Here is a 21,438-nt window from a genome sequence, read left to right as displayed (position 1 = left end):
TTCTGTCTGAGTGTTACTATAATGCTCAAACGGTAAAGCTGCAAAGGAAATTGTAAAAAAAATGCCTGCAATGTAAAGAAAATGAAGGTTTTTGTAAGAAGATTATATATTACAGGACTTTCAACGAAATGACCGTAGACAGCTAAAAAATTGCGTGTCATATTCGAAGGGAACTGGCTAACAAAGGAGGGCATCTAATGTCTAGAGTTGATAGCAAAAATGCAGTTTGGAGTGATTTGCCTCAAGGTGTTGTTGCAATATTCTTCATTCAAATTTTTTCGACTTTAAGCTTTAGTGTGCTCTATTCGACGTTAGTTTTATATATGACAAAAAAATTAGGCATCTCTGCACCCACTGCCAATAGTATTACTGGAATTTTTGTTGCTGCTAATTTTGCATTACATTTGCTGGGAGGTTATTGCGGCGGGCGATTTTTATCAAATCGTTCTCTTTTTTGCTTCGGAATGCTCGCGCAAATTGCAGGCTGCATTTTACTGGCATTAGAAAGCTCAACTTATCTTTATTTGGGTTTGGGTTTTTTCTTAACAGGTTGTGGTCTTAATGTAACCTGTATTAATTGCATGCTTACACAACGATTTACTCCTGAAGATAATCGTCGCGAATCGGCTTTTTTATGGAATTATGCAGGGATGAACATCGGCTTTTTAGTCGGCTTTACATTAAGCGGTTATTTTCAATTATCACAGAATTATCAACGCCTATTTTTATTAAGTAGTTTAGGTAACTTAATTGCTGTATTTATATGCTTGTATTTTTGGCATTCTTTGGAAGATCAAAAAACCATTTATAGCCGTCTTTCTATACCCCATAAAAAACGCGCTTTATTAGGCGGCGTAACCATTGTTTTAGGTCTGCCATTCCTATTAAGCCAATTAATTCATTTTGCAGATTGGGCGAATAAAATTATTCTAATTACAGGGATTATAATGTTGTTTATTACAATAACCCTCGCTTTACAACAAAACCGTGATGCTCGAGAAAAAATGCTCGCTTTTTTAACTTTAATGGTTATAAGTACTGTGTTCTGGATGTTGTATCAAATTGGTCCCATGGGATTAACCCATTTCATTGAAAATAATGTACAACGACATTGGGAGGCAATTACTATTCCGCCTCAATGGTTTCAGAACATTAATACTATTTGTATCGTAGTTGGCGGTCCGCTGCTCAGTCTTGTCTTAAACCGTATGCGCTTACGAGGTATTCAAGTTAATATACCTACACAATTTGCTTTGGCATTGCTGTTAATTGGTTTGGCGTTTGCTATATTACCGCTTGGCATTGCGAGAGCTGATGTCTATGGTATGGTTTCTCCTTGGTGGATTGTTTTAAGTTTTGTCTTGCAAAGTGCTGGTGAATTGCTAATTTCTCCTATTGGTTATGCCATGGTAGGGGCATTAATTCCTAACTCACTGCAAGGTGTCATGATGGGAATGTGGATGCTGGCCACTGGAGTAGGGGCAACATTATCAAGCTATAGCTCTAACTGGATGACAGCAGGCCAAGAATCAAATTTGCCTATAGCAACCAATAATGGGTATAGTGATGTCTTTTTAAATCTTGGTTTATTTGCAATTGCTGCCTCGTTGTTGCTCTTTTTATTGGTACCTAGACTACGCACCTGGATAAATAATAAGAAATGCGACTTGTCTGAAGAGGCTGCTTCTGTAATGGTGTAGTGAGATGATGTGTGAGTAGTCCTTTTATTCCTATTGAAACGGCAAGCTTGTTTTGGCGCGATGGTTTGCCGTTTTCTTCCAAATTCGATGATATTTATTTTTCAACAGCAGGTGGTTTGCAGGAAACCGAGCATGTTTTTATTGCAGGGAACCACTTAATTGATCGATGGCAAACGCTGAAAAATAATACTTTTATTATTGCTGAAACAGGATTTGGTAGCGGATTAAATTTTTTATTAACTTGGGCGTTATGGTTAAAGCACGCCCCCTCATCAGCTCAGTTACACTTTATTAGTTGCGAAAAATTTCCCTTAACGAAAGAAGACTTAGTGAGATGTCTGAATTTATGGCCGCAATTACAAAAACAAGCTGAGGCTTTACTTGAGGACTATCCAATTTTAACGCCTGGATTTCACCAGCTTGCTTTTGATGAAGGACGCATTAATTTAACACTTATGCTTGGCGATGCTGAAGCTTGTTTCAATGAGCTTCTAATTTGTGGAGATGCAGTAATTGAACAACAATTAAGAACAAATCATGTCGATGCCTGGTTTCTTGATGGTTTCGCACCTTCGAAAAATGAAGCCATGTGGTCTAAGACTTTATTTCAGGCAATTGGATTACTCTCAAAACCTGGAACGACGTTAGCGACGTTCTCTGCTGCAAGTGTGGTGAAAACCAATTTACAAGAGGCAGGTTTTTGTGTGAATAAAGTCAAAGGCTTCGGACGCAAACGTGACATGATAACGGCCGAATTTGAAAAAATACCAGCTACTCTCAAACCAAAAGGGCGAACAACTCCTTGGCACATGGATGCAGTTAATAATGGAGGATCTAAGCGAGCGCTTATTGTGGGTGCAGGGCTTGCTGGTTGTTATACCGCCTTTGCTTTGGCAAAAAGAAATTGGCAAGTTACTTTAATTGATATGCAAAATGGAGTGGGGTGTGGGGCTTCCGGTAATAAGCAAGCGGTTTTATATCCTAAATTATCCTCTTTTCAATCGCCATTGACGCAATATATGTTGGCTTCTTTTTTGTTTGCTGTGCGACATTATAAAAAATTACTTAAAGACTATCCTTCTCTGGGAGAATTAGCAGGAATATTGCAACTGGCATTTAATGAGAAGGAAAGACTAGCGCAAGCAAGTTTAGACTCATGGCTTGCAGCTTATCCAGAATTAGGCATGTTAGTCGATCTTGAGCAGGCCTCTGAGCTGGCAGGAGTTCCATTAAAAAAAGCAGGTTTATTTATTCCTCTGTCCGGATGGTTAGACTCACAGGCCTTATGTCAGTTGCTTGTGCAAAACTCCGGCATTCAATTCATCGGAAATACGGCAATTTCAGAAGTCAATTTCAAAGAGGGGTTATGGCATGCTGCTGATTATCATGCTGATGTGCTAGTTATCACCAGTGGTTATCAAGCTGCTGAGTTTTCACAAACCAGCTACTTATCTCTTAAACCAATTCGTGGACAGATGACAACAATTGAGAGTAATGAAAACAGTGTGAAATTGAAAATTCCATTATGTGGTGACGGGCATGTTTTACCTGCTAAGAATAACACTCATGCTATCGGTGCAACTTATCATTTAGGTATTACTGATAATGGTTGCAATTTTTCCGATGATGCTTCTAACTTGGCACGCTTAAAAAAATTAATAGATGAAAATTCATGGTCGAATCAACTAAGAAGCAACTGGGCAGGAATTAGGGGGGCAACTACCGATTATTTGCCAGTGGTTGGTCCTGTTCCAAATGCTTGTGAATTTAACCAAAGGTTTAAATCTTTAGAGAGTAATGCAAAGCGGTGGCTTCCATTACCAGGCGTATATCACAAAGGTTTATTTTTATGTGCTGGTTTTGGCTCAAGAGGTATAACGACAATACCCTTATCTGCTGAATGGTTAGCATCCATGATTAACAATGAACCATTTTTTCTCCCTAGGACTTTGGTGCAAGCTTTATCTCCAGCGCGATTTCTGCGCAAAGCCATCATAAGAAAACTCTAATCTTTGTATGTGAGTCGGATTGTCGCCTATACGGAATAGATCAAATTTGATTACCTATTTTTTCATGCACTTAAAATTTGTGTTCTATACTTGATATGCCTAAGTTAGTTTTAGGAAAAGGATTTCAAAAAAAGAAAAACGATCAAGGAGCACTCATGGGCATGGTATTAGCTGAAATAAAAACATCTAAAGACAAAGAATTAGAAACGATGAGTAATCATTTCTCTATGGTTATGAGAGAACTCAATCAATTAAATTTTCAATCGTTAACACAAGAATTTTTGATACAAGAATTTTTGCATACTGCAATAAAAACACATGTTTCACAAATTGATTTTCCGTTATATAGCAAAAATAATAAGAAAGTACTGCAAGCGATATCTGCTTTAGCCGATAAAATGGTTTTCGAGAATAGGTATGGGACGTGTTTGACTGCAAGCCCCAATAGCTGTCTTAACTGAGGCTTATCGCGACAATTTTATAGAATGCCATTGATGCGTGTACCGGATGGTTGTGTTGCAAATTCAAAAGATCATGCGGAAGAGGTTGTTGCGTTAGCGAAAATACAGACTGACTTTTACATGACTATCCTTGATAATTAAAATACAATTTAACTAGCGGAGCAGCGACTAGTATTAGTTGCATCTAATCAAAACAAAGAATGACCTGATAGTAAATTTAAAAACTAGACGTTAAGTAAAATTTCATCTTTACCTCTTGCTTATCGCAATCGAGATCGTTACTCTTCGCGCATCATTAGTTCCTGTAATGAGATATACAGTGCATAGTATTGAAATTTTTCAAATAGATGCTTTTACCGATAAAGTTTTTCACGGTAACCCTGCGGCGGTTTGCCTGTTAAATGAGTGGTTAAATGACGAATTAATGCAAGCTATTGCTGTTGAAAATAATCTTTCGGAAACCGCGTTCATTATTGAGGACGAGGATGGCTTTCATATTCGCTGGTTTACGCCACGTGGTGAAATTAGCCTATGTGGTCATGCTACGTTAGCGGCCGGTTTTGCGTTACATGAATTAAATAAATGTCAGAGTGATACTGTAGCATTTTCAAGCAAAAGTGGCCCTCTGGCGGTAAGAAAAAAAGGGGAGCGTTATATCTTAGACTTTCCTCGTTTAAATTACCAATCTAGTAAAACCCCCGAAACCATTGCTGTATTGATCGATCAGGTTTGTTCAGAAATATATGAAAGTGAACTTGATTATATGGTTTTGCTTGCTGATGAAGAGAAGGTTTTACAAGCTCAGGTTGATATTAAAACTTTAGCTAAATTACCCAAAAGAGGCCTGATATTAACATCACGTAGCAGTGAAGCGGATTTTTATTCCAGGTGTTTTTATCCAAAACATAATATTCCCGAAGATCCCGTTACAGGATCAGCACACTGTGTATTAGCTCCATTTTGGGCAAAGCGCCTTAACAAAAACATGCTTCGCGCAGTTCAAGGTTCTTTTAGGAAAGGACATATCCACTGTGAAGTTTTGGAGGAGAGGGTCTATCTTTCCGGATATTGTAAATGGTATTTAAAAGGACATTTAGTAATTTAGCTTACTTCGGTAGGAAGAGTAAGTTGTGCATATAACGAAGCAATATGACCTACTTGTCTTGGTTTAGATAATATATACTGGTAAATGTAGCCCGCACCAAGCACTAAAGACTTGGATGCTTGTTGATCAAGACTAATTAGAATTCGATTTTGATCAAAGGTCTTTGTGGATATCCAATCAGGTTGATTAAGATTAATAAAAATTTCATCAAAACCAACCAGGCTTAGACTATCAGTTAATCTTTTTTTGAGTGTTAAACGTTCCCTCAAACGATAATTTAATTGGTTGGAATCCTGGCGCTTTCTTTGTTCAATGCGTGAACGAATGCTAAGCCATGAATAGCGTCTTGGAGTATAGCTTACCTGTTCTAATAATCGGGTTTCCTGAAGGTTACTACCCTGATTTTGCCAGGTATTAACATAGGTTGTTCCTAAGGTAAAAACCAATTGAGGAGAGAGTTGATAGCTTCCGTTAAAATTATTAAGAAACTGGTCGTAGACATTTTGCCTATTCATCACTCGCAATTGAGGTTCTAGTTGGTAGGAGAATTTCCCCAAATTTGTATTAAGTCCGAAAGTTGACCAAACTTTTTCTGTGGTTTGTACTCCCCACAACACTTTCATTATTAACATGCAGTATATAAAACAAAAGGTACGATAAGCTGATAGCTTCATTACGTTCTACGACGATCATTATTTACATAATTTACTAATAACTATCCTATATTGTCGATAAATAATTAAAAATTAACCTGATTCTCTAAGCACCTAATAAATAAAAATTTCTGAAAAACACATAGAAAGAAAAGCGTTATTGCTTTATGCTGAAAGGGCTTGGAACATTAAGCGTTTTATTTAATTTTTTTTTAACTAAGGATGGTAAGAAAAATGAATACGTGGAACAGTGTAATTTTTATGAAAACCAATAAATCATGGTCAGAATTAAGCTCTATTGCCAAGTGGGAAGGCGTGGAAAAAATATGGTCTACTACAGGTGATTGGGATTGGTGTATTAAGTTAGATAAAAACTCTTCTTCACCTGAAAAGACTCATGAGTTCGTAGCTCGTATGCGTGATGGTCATTGGGCTACTGAGACAAAAACAAATTGGTGGAAAGAGATCTCCGCTAAGTAAGAATTTAGCCCGAGAATATTCTCGGGCTATTTCACTTGTTTAACCTGGTAGTTCCCATTACAAATAAATGTTTTTACTGAGTTACCTTGTCATTGGTGTGGGAGCATGATAAAAAAACGGTTCACAATGTCAAGGAGTGAATATTGATGTCTTGTTCCATGGGAAAGCGCTTTCGAACACTCGTTCACAATAACTCGCCCTTACAAGTTGTCGGTACAATTAATGCCTATGCAGCTATGTTAGCGGAATCAGCTGGATGCGAAGCTATTTACTTATCTGGTGCCGGTGTTGCTAATGCCTCTTATGGTTTACCTGATTTAGGTATGACAAGCTTGGCTGAGGTTCTGGAGGATGCAAGACGTATTACCCAGGCATGTTCATTACCACTTTTAGTCGATGTAGATACAGGGTGGGGACATGCATTTAATATTGCCAGAACAATCAAACTAATGGAACGAGCAGGTGTAGCTGCTATTCATATTGAAGATCAAGTTCTCGCTAAACGTTGTGGACATCGTCCCAATAAAGCAATTGTCACCATGCAAGAAATGGGCGACAGAATTAAAACGGCAGTAGATGCTCGTACTGATGAAAACTTTGTCATTATGGCGCGGACAGATGCTTATGCTGTAGAAGGCATGGCGGCGGTGATTGAGCGCGCGCAGTTATGTGTTGAACTGGGTGCCGATATGCTTTTCCCTGAAGCCATGACAACCCTGGACGAATACAAGGAATTTTGTTGTCATTTTAATGTTCCCGTCCTGGCAAACATAACGGAGTTTGGCAAAACACCGTTGTTTACACGAGAAGAATTAAAAGAAGCAGGTGTTCAATTAATTTTATATCCGCTCAGCGCATTTAGAGCAATGTCGCAAGCAGCTTTAACCGTCTACAAAACAATAAAACAAACTGGAACACAGCGTGATTTACTTGAAAGCATGCAAACACGCAATGATTTGTATGAAGTTCTAGGTTATCACGATTATGAAAAAAAATTGGACCAATTAATGGAGGGTGAGGATGGTCAATAAATCAGGAGCAGGATTAGCTGGGGTAGTTGCAGGGCAGTCAGCTATAGCTACGGTAGGGCAAGAGGGTAAGGGTTTAAATTATCGTGGTTACTCGATCCATGATTTAGCGGCACAAGCAACGTTTGAAGAGGTCGCCTATTTACTCCATTATGGTGAATTGCCTACGCGTTCTGAACTTAATCAGTATACTGAAAAATTAATGGGCTTAAGGAAGATTCCTGATGAATTGAAAGCCGTATTGAAGTTAATTCCTAAAAACACTCATCCTATGGATGTTTTAAGGACTGGTTGTTCAATGTTGGGTACATTGGAACCAGAAAATGATTTCTCACAACAATATGATATAGCCGATAGATTACTTGCATTATTTCCAGGCATGATGTGCTATTGGTATGCGTTTCATTTTCAAGGCAGAGAAATTACAGGGCAGAGTGATGAGCGAACAATTGGCGGCCATTTTTTAGCACTTCTGCACAATCGAAAACCTTCCGAGCTTGAATGCGATATGATGAATGTCTCATTAATTCTTTATGCAGAACATGAATTCAATGCATCCACATTTGCTGCAAGAGTTACTGCTGCGACGCTATCAGATTTTTATTCAGCCATCACAACTGCCATTGGTACTTTAAGAGGTCCTTTGCATGGTGGTGCAAACGAAGCTGCAATGGAGCTTATTGAGCAATTTAAAAGCCCTGATGAAGCAGAAAAAGAGCTAATGCAAATGTTAGCACGTAAGGCCAAAATTATGGGATTTGGACATCGAGTCTATACCGAGTCGGATCCGCGTTCTGATGTTATTAAAGCCTGGTCACATAAATTGGCAGAAGCCAAAAATGACATGCTTTTATATAATGTTTCAGAGCGCATTGAAGCAGTCATGCGCCGGGAAAAGAAATTATTTCCGAATCTCGATTTTTATAGCGCCTCTGCCTATCATTTCTGCGGCATACCAACACCCTTATTCACACCAATTTTCGTAATGTCACGTATTACAGGCTGGTCTGCTCATGTTTTTGAACAACGCGCAGACAATCGTTTAATTCGCCCCACGTCTGAATATACAGGGCCTGAGCGTAGAAAATTTATTGCCATCGATGCGAGAGGTTAATATGCATACATTTGTTGAAGATAATGTGAAGCCTGATTATGACGCTGTAATCAATGACATTGCAGATTATGTTTTTAATACGCCAATAAAAAGTGCCGAGGCCTATGAAACTGCGCGTCTTTGTTTAATGGATACATTAGGCTGTGGGATGTTAGCTTTAAATTTTCCGGAGTGCACCAAATTACTGGGACCAATAGTCCCGGGAGCTCAATTAGCGGGTGGTGCACGCGTACCTGGAACATCTTATGAACTAGACCCAGTACAAGCTGCATTTAATATTGGTACAATGATCAGATGGCTGGATTTTAATGACACGTGGTTGGCTGCCGAATGGGGACATCCGTCTGATAACTTAGGCGCCATTTTAGCTGTTGCTGATTATGTAAGTCGACAAAATGTAAAAAATGGTCGAACAGCATTAAAAATGCAGGATGTGTTGACTGCAATGATCAAAGCCCATGAAATTCAAGGATGCTTAGCTCTTGAAAATAGCTTCAACCGTGTGGGTCTCGATCATGTCTTTTTGGTAAAAGTTGCAAGTGCTGCCGTAGCTGCCCACCTGCTAGGTGCAGATAGAGATTGTCTACTGCGCACGCTTTCACAAGTCTTTGTCGACGGTCAAAGTCTAAGAACCTATCGTCATGCACCTAATGCGGGTTCGCGTAAATCATGGGCTGCAGGTGATGCGACCTCACGAGCTGTACGTTTGGCTTTAATTGCTGCTGCCGGAGAAATGGGGTATCCCAGTGCGTTAACAGCACCTCAATGGGGCTTTTACGATGTTTTATTTGGTGGCAACTCCTTTAAATTCCAACGTCCCTATGGCAGTTATGTCATGGAAAACGTTTTATTTAAGCTTTCTTATCCTGCGGAATTTCATGCGCAAACGGCAGTTGAATGTGCAGTCGCTTTGCATCCTCTTGTTAAAAATCGTTTTACAGATATTGCAAAAATAGAATTAATCACCCATGAGTCTGCAATCCGTATCATTAGCAAGCAAGGACCTCTACATAATCCTGCTGACAGAGATCATTGTTTACAATACATGGTTGCTATAGGTTTGTTACATGGTGATTTAAAAGCAGAACATTATGAGGATGTTGTTGCTGCGGATCCACGTATTGATGAATTACGGGCAAAAATGCAAGTTACAGAAAACAAGCAATTTTCTGTTGATTATCTCAATCCCGAAAAGCGTTCGATTGCCAATAGCATGCGAATAACATTCAAAGACGGTTCTGCATCAGAATTGATAACTGTTGAATACCCAATAGGTCATAAGCGTCGTCGTGAAGAAGGTATTCCGGTATTGTTAGCTAAATTTAAATATAATTTAGCTACACGTTTCACTAAAGAGCAAGTAGAAACTATCTCGCAGGCGATGAATGACACCAATACTCTAGCCGCAATGTCGGTTATAGATTTTGTGTCACTTTGGCATGTTTAATCCTGTTTTGAATGTAAGTTTGGTTTAACTACAGAAACAGAGCAGATGCGAACTGAGATCATTATGCTCCGATATTATCGGAGCACTTCTTCAACCAACTGATTTTTAAATTGTTTGAACGCGATTTAGTGATAGTTTGCAAAAGAAATAACAGCAGTTACAACCACTATCAAATAAAAAAAATTAAAATTAAACGAAAGCTGTTGGTTGTTTGGAGTAATCCACCAAACCTAATAGAGATCCCAAGTTTTTTTGCCAAAAGGTCAAATTAGCCAGCGCATCCTTTTGTTTTATCGTATTGGTTGATGCATTAATGATATGTAATGCCACGTCCAAGGAAGGCATGAAGTTAGCTACAATTTTTTCAAATGCCAAATAATAACTTGAATCACTAAGTGTTTTACCAAGCTCAAAAAGATATGTATTTTTAGACCTGACCCGTTCAAGAATAAAGGCCTTCAATGAATCAGCATAATCTCCGGACAATGTTGTTTTATCACGACAGCAAAAATCTATTAGAGCAATTTTTGCTTTTCTCTGGACAGGCTTCTCACTTAAAACTATTCCTAAATTTGCATTGCTAAGATCAGTTAAATTTAAAACGACACTAAGAATCAACAACCCAGCAGTTGCTATTTTATCGATATGAAAGTTTTCTTTCTTATTGGTAAAAAAACCTTGACCATAAGTACTCATATCAAAATCGCTGTGTTCCCATTTATCAAGGTCTTGATACGTATAGTTTTTTATCTCGCTCTTTGTACCATTCATATCCGCAGAAAATAAATAGGCATATTCAGCGGTATATACAAGCCTTACCGCCGGAACACGAACACCACAGCTTTTAGCCAACATGAAAATGACCAAATCAGTTAGCTCATTGTTATTATAATCTTGTGATTCATAACGTTTGACATAGGTCTTTTTAAAATTTTTATCAATGAGAATAACACCAGCCTGATTACCTTTTTCTTTTGGCATCCAAATTTCTTCAGTAATTGCATTATGCCTGTGCAAATCGTTGAAACAAGCTTCTGAAACAGAAATGCCATTGCTTTGCGATTGTCTGCCTCGTTTCATAAATCAAATCATCTTTAGGCTGAAAGATTAAAATTTTAACACAATAGTCAAAAATATTTCAACGATCCAAAATCCTCTTGGGGAAGAGCTGCCAAGTAGAGTGTGCGCATGTTTACCACTAGCGAACTTCTATAATTTAAGCCAAGTTTCGCATTTGCAGTTTAAAATTTACGCTTAATTCCTGCCGCAGCTAGTACCTTTGTAGCAATTTCTTCGATTGAATAGCGCGTAGAGTTAAGGTAGGGGATTTTTTCACGCTGATACATTGCTTCAACTTCACTCACTTCAAGACGACATTGTTCTGCCGAAGCATATTTGCTATTTGGCCGTCTCTCGGTCCGAATATGTTGTAATCTTTCTGCATCGATTGTTAAGCCAAAAAGTTTATGCTTATACGGTCTAAGTACATCAGGCAGATGAAACAATGTTAAATCTTCATCGGTAAAGGGGTAATTGGCTGCAAGAACTCCAAAATGCAAAGCCATGTAAATGCAACTAGGCGTTTTGCCACAGCGAGAAACACCAATCAAAACAATATCTGCTTTATCATAATCACGTATTTTAATGCCATCATCATGTGCTAATGCATAATCGACAGCTTCAATTCGTTGACGATAAGATTGGGAGTTCGCAACACCATGTGTGCGCCCGACAGTGTACGATGATTTGGTATTCAGTGTTTTTTCTAAAGGCCCAAGAAAAGTATTAAATAGATCAAAAATACTCGCATTTGCTTTTTTAATAGCATTAACAATATCAGGATTGACTAATGTTATGAATACAAGAGGTTTGATACCTGTTTCGTCATAGGAATTGTTAATCCGTTGTACAGCTGCTTCTGCTTTGGCAATGGAATCTATATAGGGAATAGTTAGCTTTTCAAAGTCAATGTTCTCAAATTGAGTAATAAGACTGTTGCCAAGATTTTCAGCAGTAATACCTGTTCCATCGGAAAGCATAAAGACATGTTGTTTCATTGAGTTCCCTATAAATAATTTTGGACTTTAATTGATATATTGCACTGCCTTGCAATTGTCAACTAATTGTTATTACTTGGAAATTATCTTTGCTTCTGCTATGGTTGTTTTTAAACAGTAAATAATTTCAAACTTCATGAGGCATTTTTTCTCAAGTCATTCATAGAATGAAATAATAAGCTATCATTAATCGTGAATTGGCCCTCATCCGTATGCTTGAGAATTCGGAATAGAATTATGGAATATGATCGTTTTCAGCAAAATAGTGTTCTTTTCATAATCGGGATGATTGCTTTGCTCCTTAGTTTGAGTCTATTTGCTTTTGCTTTTTATATTCTCCCTTTTCTTTTATTTAATTGGATTTATGATGTACCCGAATTTATTTCAATTTGGAGAGAATGGCTAAGGGAAGAATATGGATTTACGCTGATGGGAGCATCGTGGCTGATGCTATTAATGTTTGTTTTGCCCGCATTAATTTTTGGTTTCATTTCTTACTATGCGTCAAATTATATCGATGATCGTCTTTATCATTTAGTACCTGAGAAAACAAATCCCGAAAAACAAGTAGAAGTTAGAAGGGACATCCAGGAAACACTCGGCTTTATTCTAAAGATATTAGGCGCAATTATTTTAATCTTGGTCGGAATTTCAATTGTTCAATGGTTACTTTCTGTTCCTACCCCAAGTACTGTGTAAGGAGAGAATATGCTTTTCAAGCGTTATAAAATCAAACGATTAACAAAAAAATTAAAAGCAATGCAACAAAACCGTATTCATAACCAGCCATCTGATGAGGTATTAAAAAAAGAGATTGGTTATTATCATGAGCTGGCAGCTATTTATAAAGGATTAATTGGTCATAAAAAACATCCTTTCGCGGCTGACATGGTTATTGCCTGCTTACGCGGTGCAGGCACACTAGATGATGCCAATGCACAATATGAAGTGGCTCATCTATTATTAGATGAGGCCAAATTTAGAGAGCGCTTACAACTTGAAGGTCTTTTTGCAAGTCCAAGCAATGAACGTCAAATGAAGCAGCTGTATGAAGAAGCACTGGTTTATCTGGAAACTGCTGAGAAATTAGGACATGTTTTGGCAAAACGTTTGCGAGGCCTTTGTTATATTAATGGTTGGGGAGTTAACTCAGATAAAGAAAAAGGATTTGAATTGGTGGTAGCCAGCATTGAACAGGAAAATAGCTGGGAAAAAGTTCCGCAAATATTTGCATCGATTGGCCTAAACAAACCTGAGTTTTTTGCTGCCATCATGAAGCATCGTAAAACTTCTTGAACCTAAAATTACTGTAAAATAATCCCTGGTGTTGAGGTACTCAGTGCATTGTGGTAAATACTCCAGGGAATAACTTAGTGAATCTTTAAGAGTAGTAGCCAATCATGGGGAAAATGCATGAAAATGAGCTTGAAATTGATGAATATCTTGTCAATGCGCTTCTTGTAAGCCAGTGCCCCCATTGGGCTCATTTGCCGCTTAAAGCTGTAGCATCCAGTGGAACTGACAATGCATTATTTCGCTTAGGCGATAACTATGTTGTGCGACTTCCTCGAATAGAATGGGCTCCAGGCAGTATTAAGAAAAATATTGATAAAGAAAATGAATGGCTCCCAAAGATTGCGCCGTTTTTAAAAAAACCTATTTCTGAACCCGTATTTAAAGGTTGCCCTGATAAATCTTATCCCTGGTATTGGAGCGTAACAAAATGGAATGAAGGTCATAATCCCTCCTATGAAAAAGACAATGAATATGAATTTCTTGCCAAAGATTTAGCCTGTTTTTTAAATGATCTACACGGAATAAAGATGGCTAACGGCCCTCTTTCAAGACGAGGCATTCCTTTAAAAGAGTTGGATAAAGAGACAATAAAAGCCATCAGCGAATTAACTGATGAAATAGACATTCGAACGGTTACTTCTTTATGGAGAGAGTTATCTCAGATACCTTCGTGGAATAATGAGCCAGTATGGTTGCATGGAGATTTTTTACCAGGAAATATTTTAGTCCAAAATAATCGCCTGGCCGCTGTAATCGATTTTTCCGATGTGGGCATCGGCGATCCGGCCTGTGATCTGGTTATTGCTTGGAGTTTGCTAGATTCCCATTCAAGGAATATTTTCAAAGAAAATTTGCAATATATTGATGAAAATACATGGGAAAGAGGGCGAGGTTGGGCACTATCAATTGCGTTAATTATGTTGCCGTATTATAAAATTTCAAATCCAGTTTTAGCTTCACTAGCAAGACGTATGATAGAGCATGTATTAAAAGCTAATAATTAGGATATTCACTAAAAATCTCGGCATTAATACATGGTGTATCATCTTGATGAGCAAGATTTAAGGTCTCCACAATAGGCAAAGCTTTGATAGCCAATTTTTTCAAATCTTGAATGATTAAAGGGCGAATTACAGATAAATTAATGTCCTTTGTTTTGTAATCAGAAACACGATAATACTTTAAAATTCCTTGATAATTTATTATCTCACTTGTAGGACTAGATTGATTAGAGACAATAAAGATTATACTTTTTGGGTACTGAGCACAAAATTTAGTTATTTCTTCTGAATTATTTGATAAAAATAAGTAGATCAAAGGAACCTTGGATAGTGTTTTCTCGCCTCCATAAAGGGAAAAAATATAGTTAGCAAAGGTAAAACCGGCAACAACTTCACTGCAGAAGCCTTTAACAGACTCACCATCGTGTGGCTGAAAAAATCCCAGTTGAATTTCTTTCGTTGCTAGTATGGCTATGATGTTCTTCGTTATTTTACTTGCATCACTATATGATAGCTCCTGACAGATTACCTTTGGACGCAAAGAAGGTAATAACAACGCTATCTTTTCCTTAAATTTTGCTTTGAAAAAGGTAGCGTTATCTTTAACAACTAACAATTTACTACTAGAATCAAGTTCATTAACCAATTTTTTCCACAGACTATTATCAGAACCAATATAGTTAAATAATTTGCAGACTTGAAGCAATATAACCAACTCTCTTGGCGAAAAATATCGAAAAATCATAACAATGACTTCTTCTGGTAACAGCATAATGTTTGGCTTCATTGATAGCTCTTGATATAAATTGAAAGTAGTATGCCTCTACATTTTCCCATTTAAATAGAGTTAGTTTAAGGCGAAGATATTTAAGAAAATAAAAATATGCTCAAATACCAGTTTATAATAGATTTCCCCCAAAATAATGAGAGGAAACCAGCCAGGCAAAGAAAAGGACCAAAAGGAATAGGGGAATCTTTTGATTTTTTCCGGATTTTAAGATAAATAGAACCAACAATTACACCGGATATTGAGGCAAAGAGCAGAATTAATGGTAATTGAGTCCAACCAAACCAGGCACCCAATGCGGCGAATAATTTAAAATCACCATGCCCCATCCCGATTTTTCCACGTATCAGATAAAATAGTTTTATAAAAAGCCATAAGCTTAAGTAGCCTGCTGCGCTACTAAAAACAGCATCAGAAAGAGATATAAATAAAGATTGCGTATTGGCAATTAAACCCAACCACAATAAACCTAGTGTCAGTACATCGGGTAAAAGATGATGCTCCAGATCAATAAAGAATAAACTGATCAGAATCCAATTAAACAGCAATACAAACAAAAGAGTAGTATTAAAACCGATTACCCAAGCAGAAAATAAAGCAATTAGGCAGCTCAAAAGTTCAACAATAGGATATCTTATAGAAATTGGATTGTCACAATGTTTACATCGGCCTCGCTGCAAGCAATAACTTATAATGGGAATATTGCTTATCGCTGTCACTGTTGTTTTGCAATTAGGACAAAAAGAACGCGGAAAAAATAAATTAATTGGCTTATCGGCAACTTGCGGCAAATTTAGATAATTTCGACATTCTTTTTCCATCTCTGTATGCAACATAATAGGTAACCGATAAATGACTACATTTAAAAGACTACCAATAGCTAAAGAAAAAAGAGCCAGAAAAATATAAAGAATAGGCGATGAAATTATTTCAAATTGAGTAAGCATAGCATTCACATGATAGAACCAAGTTTAAAAATCGGGATATACATGGCAAGCAATAAAACACCCACCACAATGCCTAATATTGACATGATAAGTGGTTCCAGCAAAATATTAAAAGATTCAATTGTATTATCTATTTCTTCTTCATAATAATCAGCAATTTTATTTAGCATCTGCTCCAAAGTGCCTGATTGTTCACCAATAGCAATCATTTGTACAACCATTGCGGGAAATAAAGCGGTATTTTCCAGGGCGTATTGTATGGATTGTCCTCTTGCAATCGTTTCTTGCATGCGAATACCGGCTAGATGATAAACACGATTAGCAGTAACATTTACTGCAGCCTGTAAAGCCTGCAACAAAGGAAGACCTGCGGTCAGTGTAATGCCTAAAGTACGCGTAAAACGAGCAATAATTGTTTTTAAAATGACAGGGCCAATCCAGGGTAGCTTTAGCAAAAAAATATCGAGATACCTGGTAAAGGTTACAGAATTTTTTCTGGCCTGTGGTAGTCCTACAGTTGCACCAACAAGCAATGCGAATAGCAAGCACCAATAGTTTTGTAAAAAAATAGATGCGTTCATTACGCTACGAGTTAATAAAGGGAGCTCTGCTCCAAACGCTTTGAACATTGTAGAGAACTGAGGAATGACAAAAATTAAAAGTCCTGTTGTAATAAGAAGCGCTATAATGAATACAACGCTAGGATACATTAATAGCTTTCTGATTTTCTTGCGTACGGTTTCTAATTTTTCTTGATAATTAGCTACGCGATTTAGCATTAGTATGAGAGAGCCAGATTTTTCTCCCGCCTCAATAAGACTACAAAACAAATGATTAAAAAGGGTAGGGTATTTAGCTAAAGCGCCGGCAAAAGTAGATCCAATTTCAATATCTCTCTTGATTGCTGCAATTAGAACATTCATTTGCTGTTTAATTTGACCCTTCATAATTATATCAAAAGCGTGCATAAGCGGGATGCCTGCTTCTATCATGGTAGCCATTTGTCGGCTGAAAATGGCAATATCAGCTGAGGTAATTTGGTTAAATGGATTACTTAGTAAAGCATAATGTTTGCGAATTTTCTCTACGTTAATGCCCTGCTTTTGTAGTTCAAATTTTGCATAGAGGAGATTAGGCGCATTAATTTCGCCTCTGACTTGTCGGCCATGCAGATCAATTCCTTTCCAGAAATACCGAAGAGTTTTGTGCTTTTTAGTCATTATTTGATTAGTTAATGGTAACACGATTTAACTCTTCAATGGTTGTGATGCCATCTCTGACTTTTTCAAAGCCTGTCTGGCGTAGAGTCAACATGCCTTCCTGTTTGGCTTGTCGAAGTATATCAATAGAATTAACGTTCGAGAGAATTAAATCGGCTATTGTTGGAGAAACCGGTAGTATTTCAAATAAGCCAATGCGGCCTTTGTAACCATTGAGACAATGTTTACAACCGTCTGCGCTATAAAGCTCGACAGGGTTAATTATTTCTTTTTCAAATCCTAATTGAATAAGTTCTGAAGCTGTTAAAATCTTTGTCACTTTTTTGCAATAGCTACATAAACGTCTAACTAAACGCTGAGCAATTAGAAGATTAAGTGAACTGGCAATGTTAAAAGAGGGAACTCCCATGTTCCTTAAGCGTGTTAAAGCTTCTGCTGCACTATTAGTGTGTAATGTTGAGAGAACAAGATGCCCTGTATGAGATGCTTTAATTGCAATTTCAGCTGTTTCCAGATCTCGAATTTCCCCAACCATAATGATATCTGGGTCTTGACGTAAAAAAGAGCGAAGTGCATTTGCAAAGGTTAAGCCTACTTTAGGATTAATATTTATTTGATTGATACCAGAGATTTTTATTTCGACCGGATCTTCGGCAGTTAAAATATTTCTTTCAGGCGTATTTAATAAAGTTAGGGCTGTATATAAAGAGGCTGTTTTACCACTCCCCGTAGGCCCAGTTATTAGAATCATACCTTGAGGCTTCTCAAGGGATCTTAAAAATAACTGTTGTTGAAAAGAATTAAAACCGAGCTCTTCAATACTAACCGTAGAAATATTAGGATTAAGAATACGGATAGCTATTTTTTCTCCACTTACAGTAGGGCAGACATTTACTCTAAAATCCATTGTAAATCTTTCTGCCATCTCCATTCTAAATCGTCCATCCTGAGGTATACGGCGTTCGGAAATATCAAGATTAGCTAGAATTTTAATACGAGAAGTAATTTGATTTGCTAAACTGGTCGGCGGTGCAACAGCTTCGACTAAAACACCATCTAAACGATAGCGAACCCGATATTGATCTTCATAAAGCTCAAAATGAACATCCGATGCCTTCCTTTTAACAGCGTCCGCAAGAATATCATGTACCAATTTAACAATAGGTGCATCCTCTTTAAACCCCGGATCGCTCAATCTTTCAGTAAATTTTTCAGTCGTTGCTATTTCGTAAGAACCAGGATTAGATTTATGTTGGTTAATTTTCTCAATTAAACCATTTAATTTGTCCCTTTCAACGACGATCACCAGAGGATAAAATTGTGTGTAGAATTGAATTTCTTTTATTGTCGCGTGCTTGCTTGGATCATCAGTGGCTAAAAATAAATGATTTCCACGAATGAATAGAGGAATCAATCGAAGATTGTATACCCATTTTTCATTCAATAATTGCCAAGGCATTAAGGTTAAATTAATCGAATCAAGATCAAGGTAAGGAACACCAAAATGCTCCGATAATAACAATGCTAATTGCCGCGCCGAAAAAAGTTTATTTGCAGTTAGGTATTCTAATAATGTTTGCTTAGAAGATTGAGCATTTTTTTGGTACTCATTTATTTTAACGTTGCTGATTAGATTGGCTTTAACCATTAAATGAGCAATGGTTGGTAATGGGTGTTCTGCGTAAATTCTTTCCATGGTTAGACTTTGCTTTCATTTTTGAGCGCCGCTACTATAGCTTACTGAGAATTAAATAAAAAGGCATATGCTAAACTTATAATAAAATCAAAAGGAAAAAGGAGCGATGATGGAACATGCTGAAAGAATAGCAAACCCTCCGCGTCATTATAGTCATCCGTCTGGGATATTAGCAGATAAGGAATTGACCAATGACGAACGTATTGCTGCATTGAGAAATTGGCGAAATGACATTGATTTAAGATTAATAGCTACTGAAGAGAATATGGGACCTAGTACAGCCGATGTAACCTTGGTTGAAGAGATTGACAACCTGCTGAATTATTTAGAGCAACACTAGTTTGTTCCCATAAAGAGTGCTTGCTGGTTGGTGTAACTGTATGGTAAAAAAAGATAATTCGCTTTAATAATGGGGCAGTGCTTTGTCTTTTGATGATCAGAAAAATAGGTTTCAAGCCCTAAAAACTTGGTTTTCAACTGACCAAGGTCGACATGTGGGGCGTGCCTTTACAGCCGAGTTAACACATTTAAGCGAATTCTTATATGGAGAAACATTATTACAGCTTGGTGATTGCGGAGATAACCCCTGGCTTCAAACACTTCATTATAGTCATAAATGGTTAGCAACCCCTTATACCCAGCTATCAAGCAGTGTCATTACGGCATTTAATGCCATGCCACTTGATAGACATAGTGTCGACTGTATTGTTGCTCCCTTGACAATGGAAGCCTTTACTCATAAAAAAAATCCAATTGATGAAATCGATAGAATTCTAAAACCTATGGGATATATTGTTTTTTTAGGAATAAATCCCCTGAGTCTTTGGGGGCTATTGATGCGTTTTGGCTGGCATACTTGTTTTGGTACTTTGCCTACACATTCAATGTCTGTTTTCTTTATAAAACGGGCTATGTTACACCGTGGTTATGTTCAATGTAGTTTATCCAGTTTTTATTTCATTCCTCCAATCCATAAAGAAAATTTAATTCATAAATTAGAGTTTTTAAATGAAGTAGGTAAAATGATGTGGCCTTGTCCCGCCGGGTTTTACTGCCTTGTCGTGCAAAAATATCAAGAAGGTTATACGAATATTATTCCTGAGAAGATAGAAGAAGAATTATTAAATCGCGAAAGAATGCCGTTACAGACATTGTATTCAGATCGACGTTAATATGGAAAAGAAAACTGCCTCAGTGCTAACTAAGATGCCTCTTAGCATTTGGGCATTAGGTTTTGTCAGTATGTTTATGGATATTTCATCCGAAATTATCCATAGTTTATTACCTTTATTTTTAACAACCACCTTGGGTACAAGCATAATAGTCATTGGTATTATTGAAGGATCAGGTGAGTCCACTGCACTCATTTTTAAAATATTTTCCGGTGTCATTAGTGATTACTTGGGCCAAAGAAAAATGCTTGCCGTTTTAGGTTATGCGTTAGGGGCGGTAGCAAAACCATTCTTCGCATTGGCATCAACTTCAGAAATTATTATGGGTGCCCGCGTTTTAGATAGAATAGGGAAAGGAATACGTGGTGCACCACGAGATGCACTTGTTGCTGATATAGCGCCGTATTCTATGCGAGGCAGTGCTTTTGGGCTTCGTCAAGCATTAGACACTCTCGGAGCTGTTATTGGTCCCTTAATGGCGATGGTACTCATGTATCTTTTTAATAATCATTTCCGAACCGTATTTTGGATTGCCACTATCCCGGGAGTTCTGGCTGTGCTTTTACTCATTTATGGAGTTAAAGAACCAATCCCGTTGGAGAGAAGAGAAAAACGCTTAAATCCAATCAGTCGAAAAAATTTACAACACTTAGGAATAGCTTATTGGTGGTTAGTCATTATTGGCGCTATGTTAACGCTTGCTCGATTTAGCGAAGCATTTCTTGTTTTACGTGCCATGGATGTAGGCCTACCTATCGCTTGGGCGCCATTTGTCATGATCATTATGAGTCTCACCTACTCAATTTCTGCTTATCCTTTTGGGAAACTTGCGGATAATATGAGTCATGTGAAGCTTTTAGTATTTGGCATAATCGTTTTAATCGCAGCTGATCTTACTCTTGCATTCAATGCTCATTGGCTTACGCTTATGATAGGTGCCGCACTCTGGGGAATTCATATGGGTATGACTCAGGGTTTATTAGCAACGATGGTTGCTGACGTTTCGCCAGACGATTTGAGAGGCACTGCCTATGGTTTTTTTAATTTGGTAAGCGGGTTTATGATGCTAATAGCAAGTATATTTGCAGGATTTTTATGGCAGCAATATGGTCCCGCGTCAACCTTTTATACAGGAGCCATTTTTTGTGTTCTTTCACTTATCGGTTTGTTGCTTCGTCACATTCATTTAAATTTCAAGACTATATTTTTCTCATAACATTTGGCACCACAGCCATCATTGTTTCTGTATCGTTCCCATAGGAGGA

The 21,438-nt window shown here is 37.6% G+C and carries 21 protein-coding genes; 14 read left to right on the top strand and 7 right to left on the bottom strand.

From position 1 onward, the window contains the following. The first annotated feature begins 197 nt into the window (after positions 1-197). The 4 genes from PXX05_RS06125 (at position 198) to PXX05_RS06110 (ending at position 5,275) form a co-directional block, all read left to right on the top strand. Positions 198-1,700: a peptide MFS transporter gene (locus PXX05_RS06125; RefSeq protein ID WP_275090180.1), complete on the top strand. Its 1,503-nt coding sequence runs from the start codon at positions 198-200 to the stop codon at positions 1,698-1,700. A gap of 11 nt (positions 1,701-1,711) precedes the next feature. Next, positions 1,712-3,709, top strand: coding sequence for a bifunctional tRNA (5-methylaminomethyl-2-thiouridine)(34)-methyltransferase MnmC2/FAD-dependent 5-carboxymethylaminomethyl-2-thiouridine(34) oxidoreductase MnmC1 (gene mnmC / locus PXX05_RS06120; RefSeq protein ID WP_275090179.1), 1,998 nt, complete (start codon positions 1,712-1,714; stop codon positions 3,707-3,709). Positions 3,710-3,804: 95 nt separating this feature from the next. Further along, a complete protein-coding gene (locus PXX05_RS06115; protein WP_275090178.1) occupies positions 3,805-4,170 on the top strand; it encodes a hypothetical protein in 366 nt (121 codons plus the stop codon). Between the two features lie 319 nt (positions 4,171-4,489). Continuing rightward, on the top strand, positions 4,490-5,275 hold the full coding sequence (locus PXX05_RS06110) for a PhzF family phenazine biosynthesis protein (protein ID WP_275090177.1): 786 nt from the start codon (positions 4,490-4,492) through the stop codon (positions 5,273-5,275). Here PXX05_RS06110 and PXX05_RS06105 read toward each other — a convergent pair. Beyond that, entirely contained in the window at positions 5,272-5,898 is a 627-nt protein-coding gene (locus PXX05_RS06105; RefSeq protein ID WP_275090176.1) for a DUF2490 domain-containing protein, read from the bottom strand. The genes PXX05_RS06110 and PXX05_RS06105 overlap by 4 nt on opposite strands. A 264-nt stretch (positions 5,899-6,162) precedes the next feature. Here PXX05_RS06105 and PXX05_RS06100 point away from each other — a divergent pair, with 264 nt between their 5' ends. From PXX05_RS06100 to PXX05_RS06085, 4 genes are all read left to right on the top strand, one after another. After that, entirely contained in the window at positions 6,163-6,408 is a 246-nt protein-coding gene (locus PXX05_RS06100) for a hypothetical protein (RefSeq protein WP_275090175.1), read from the top strand. 146 nt (positions 6,409-6,554) lie between these two features. Then, complete coding sequence (gene prpB / locus PXX05_RS06095; protein ID WP_275090174.1) at positions 6,555-7,439, top strand: methylisocitrate lyase; 885 nt, start codon at positions 6,555-6,557, stop codon at positions 7,437-7,439. Next, positions 7,429-8,550 carry a bifunctional 2-methylcitrate synthase/citrate synthase gene (gene prpC / locus PXX05_RS06090; RefSeq protein ID WP_275090173.1) on the top strand — a complete coding sequence of 374 codons (1,122 nt, stop codon included), beginning with the start codon at positions 7,429-7,431 and terminating at the stop codon, positions 8,548-8,550. The genes prpB and prpC overlap by 11 nt, the downstream gene beginning before the upstream one ends. Position 8,551: 1 nt before the next feature. Further along, positions 8,552-9,997: a bifunctional 2-methylcitrate dehydratase/aconitate hydratase gene (locus PXX05_RS06085; protein ID WP_275090172.1), complete on the top strand. Its 1,446-nt coding sequence runs from the start codon at positions 8,552-8,554 to the stop codon at positions 9,995-9,997. A gap of 189 nt (positions 9,998-10,186) precedes the next feature. On the opposite strand, the gene PXX05_RS06080 is transcribed toward PXX05_RS06085, so the two are convergent. Both PXX05_RS06080 and ppsR read right to left on the bottom strand, forming a co-directional pair. Then, positions 10,187-11,077: a hypothetical protein gene (locus PXX05_RS06080; protein ID WP_275090171.1), complete on the bottom strand. Its 891-nt coding sequence runs from the start codon at positions 11,075-11,077 to the stop codon at positions 10,187-10,189. Positions 11,078-11,238: 161 nt separating this feature from the next. Then, a complete protein-coding gene (gene ppsR, locus PXX05_RS06075; protein WP_275090170.1) occupies positions 11,239-12,054 on the bottom strand; it encodes a posphoenolpyruvate synthetase regulatory kinase/phosphorylase PpsR in 816 nt (271 codons plus the stop codon). A 237-nt stretch (positions 12,055-12,291) separates the two neighbouring features. Here ppsR and PXX05_RS06070 point away from each other — a divergent pair, with 237 nt between their 5' ends. From PXX05_RS06070 to PXX05_RS06060, 3 genes are all read left to right on the top strand, one after another. Continuing rightward, positions 12,292-12,753 (top strand): hypothetical protein, encoded by a 462-nt coding sequence (locus PXX05_RS06070; RefSeq protein WP_275090169.1) that lies wholly within the window; start codon positions 12,292-12,294, stop codon positions 12,751-12,753. 9 nt (positions 12,754-12,762) lie between these two features. Continuing rightward, entirely contained in the window at positions 12,763-13,350 is a 588-nt protein-coding gene (locus PXX05_RS06065) for an SEL1-like repeat protein (protein WP_275090168.1), read from the top strand. A 104-nt stretch (positions 13,351-13,454) separates the two neighbouring features. Next, on the top strand, positions 13,455-14,354 hold the full coding sequence (locus PXX05_RS06060) for an aminoglycoside phosphotransferase family protein (RefSeq protein WP_275090167.1): 900 nt from the start codon (positions 13,455-13,457) through the stop codon (positions 14,352-14,354). Here the strand turns inward: PXX05_RS06060 and PXX05_RS06055 are convergent. The 4 genes from PXX05_RS06055 to pilB form a co-directional block, all read right to left on the bottom strand. Then, positions 14,344-15,138: an F-box protein gene (locus PXX05_RS06055; RefSeq protein ID WP_275090166.1), complete on the bottom strand. Its 795-nt coding sequence runs from the start codon at positions 15,136-15,138 to the stop codon at positions 14,344-14,346. The genes PXX05_RS06060 and PXX05_RS06055 overlap by 11 nt on opposite strands. An 80-nt stretch (positions 15,139-15,218) precedes the next feature. Beyond that, positions 15,219-16,085 (bottom strand): prepilin peptidase, encoded by an 867-nt coding sequence (locus PXX05_RS06050; RefSeq protein ID WP_275090165.1) that lies wholly within the window; start codon positions 16,083-16,085, stop codon positions 15,219-15,221. A 5-nt stretch (positions 16,086-16,090) separates the two neighbouring features. Next, positions 16,091-17,305, bottom strand: a complete 1,215-nt coding sequence (locus PXX05_RS06045; RefSeq protein WP_275090164.1) for a type II secretion system F family protein — start codon at positions 17,303-17,305, stop codon at positions 16,091-16,093. A 7-nt stretch (positions 17,306-17,312) separates the two neighbouring features. Then, a complete protein-coding gene (pilB, locus tag PXX05_RS06040) occupies positions 17,313-19,001 on the bottom strand; it encodes a type IV-A pilus assembly ATPase PilB (protein WP_275090163.1) in 1,689 nt (562 codons plus the stop codon). Between the two features lie 106 nt (positions 19,002-19,107). Here pilB and PXX05_RS06035 point away from each other — a divergent pair, with 106 nt between their 5' ends. The 3 genes from PXX05_RS06035 (at position 19,108) to PXX05_RS06025 (ending at position 21,389) form a co-directional block, all read left to right on the top strand. Beyond that, on the top strand, positions 19,108-19,341 hold the full coding sequence (locus PXX05_RS06035; protein ID WP_275090162.1) for a hypothetical protein: 234 nt from the start codon (positions 19,108-19,110) through the stop codon (positions 19,339-19,341). An 82-nt stretch (positions 19,342-19,423) separates the two neighbouring features. After that, positions 19,424-20,173: a methyltransferase domain-containing protein gene (locus PXX05_RS06030; protein WP_275090161.1), complete on the top strand. Its 750-nt coding sequence runs from the start codon at positions 19,424-19,426 to the stop codon at positions 20,171-20,173. Between the two features lies 1 nt (position 20,174). After that, entirely contained in the window at positions 20,175-21,389 is a 1,215-nt protein-coding gene (locus tag PXX05_RS06025) for an MFS transporter (protein ID WP_275090160.1), read from the top strand. Positions 21,390-21,438: the final 49 nt, after the last annotated feature.

Source organism: Legionella cardiaca, from assembly GCF_029026145.1.
Taxonomy (GTDB): Bacteria; Pseudomonadota; Gammaproteobacteria; order Legionellales; family Legionellaceae; genus Tatlockia; species Tatlockia cardiaca.
This window is presented reverse-complemented; position numbering and strand designations above follow the sequence as displayed.

Bases quoted from the DNA above. Each gene is read 5' to 3' on its own strand.
- PXX05_RS06125 (WP_275090180.1), top strand. From the start codon at position 198: ATGTCTAGAGTTGATAGCAAAAATGCAGTTTGGAGTGATTTGCCTCAA.
- PXX05_RS06115 (WP_275090178.1), top strand. From the start codon at position 3,805: ATGCCTAAGTTAGTTTTAGGAAAAGGATTTCAAAAAAAGAAAAACGAT.
- PXX05_RS06105 (WP_275090176.1), bottom strand. From the start codon at position 5,898: ATGAAAGTGTTGTGGGGAGTACAAACCACAGAAAAAGTTTGGTCAACT.
- PXX05_RS06100 (WP_275090175.1), top strand. From the start codon at position 6,163: ATGAATACGTGGAACAGTGTAATTTTTATGAAAACCAATAAATCATGG.
- prpB (WP_275090174.1), top strand. From the start codon at position 6,555: ATGTCTTGTTCCATGGGAAAGCGCTTTCGAACACTCGTTCACAATAAC.
- prpC (WP_275090173.1), top strand. From the start codon at position 7,429: ATGGTCAATAAATCAGGAGCAGGATTAGCTGGGGTAGTTGCAGGGCAG.
- PXX05_RS06085 (WP_275090172.1), top strand. From the start codon at position 8,552: ATGCATACATTTGTTGAAGATAATGTGAAGCCTGATTATGACGCTGTA.
- PXX05_RS06080 (WP_275090171.1), bottom strand. From the start codon at position 11,077: ATGAAACGAGGCAGACAATCGCAAAGCAATGGCATTTCTGTTTCAGAA.
- ppsR (WP_275090170.1), bottom strand. From the start codon at position 12,054: ATGAAACAACATGTCTTTATGCTTTCCGATGGAACAGGTATTACTGCT.
- PXX05_RS06070 (WP_275090169.1), top strand. From the start codon at position 12,292: ATGGAATATGATCGTTTTCAGCAAAATAGTGTTCTTTTCATAATCGGG.
- PXX05_RS06065 (WP_275090168.1), top strand. From the start codon at position 12,763: ATGCTTTTCAAGCGTTATAAAATCAAACGATTAACAAAAAAATTAAAA.
- PXX05_RS06060 (WP_275090167.1), top strand. From the start codon at position 13,455: ATGGGGAAAATGCATGAAAATGAGCTTGAAATTGATGAATATCTTGTC.
- PXX05_RS06055 (WP_275090166.1), bottom strand. From the start codon at position 15,138: ATGAAGCCAAACATTATGCTGTTACCAGAAGAAGTCATTGTTATGATT.
- PXX05_RS06050 (WP_275090165.1), bottom strand. From the start codon at position 16,085: ATGCTTACTCAATTTGAAATAATTTCATCGCCTATTCTTTATATTTTT.
- PXX05_RS06045 (WP_275090164.1), bottom strand. From the start codon at position 17,305: ATGACTAAAAAGCACAAAACTCTTCGGTATTTCTGGAAAGGAATTGAT.
- pilB (WP_275090163.1), bottom strand. From the start codon at position 19,001: ATGGAAAGAATTTACGCAGAACACCCATTACCAACCATTGCTCATTTA.
- PXX05_RS06035 (WP_275090162.1), top strand. From the start codon at position 19,108: ATGATGGAACATGCTGAAAGAATAGCAAACCCTCCGCGTCATTATAGT.
- PXX05_RS06025 (WP_275090160.1), top strand. From the start codon at position 20,175: ATGGAAAAGAAAACTGCCTCAGTGCTAACTAAGATGCCTCTTAGCATT.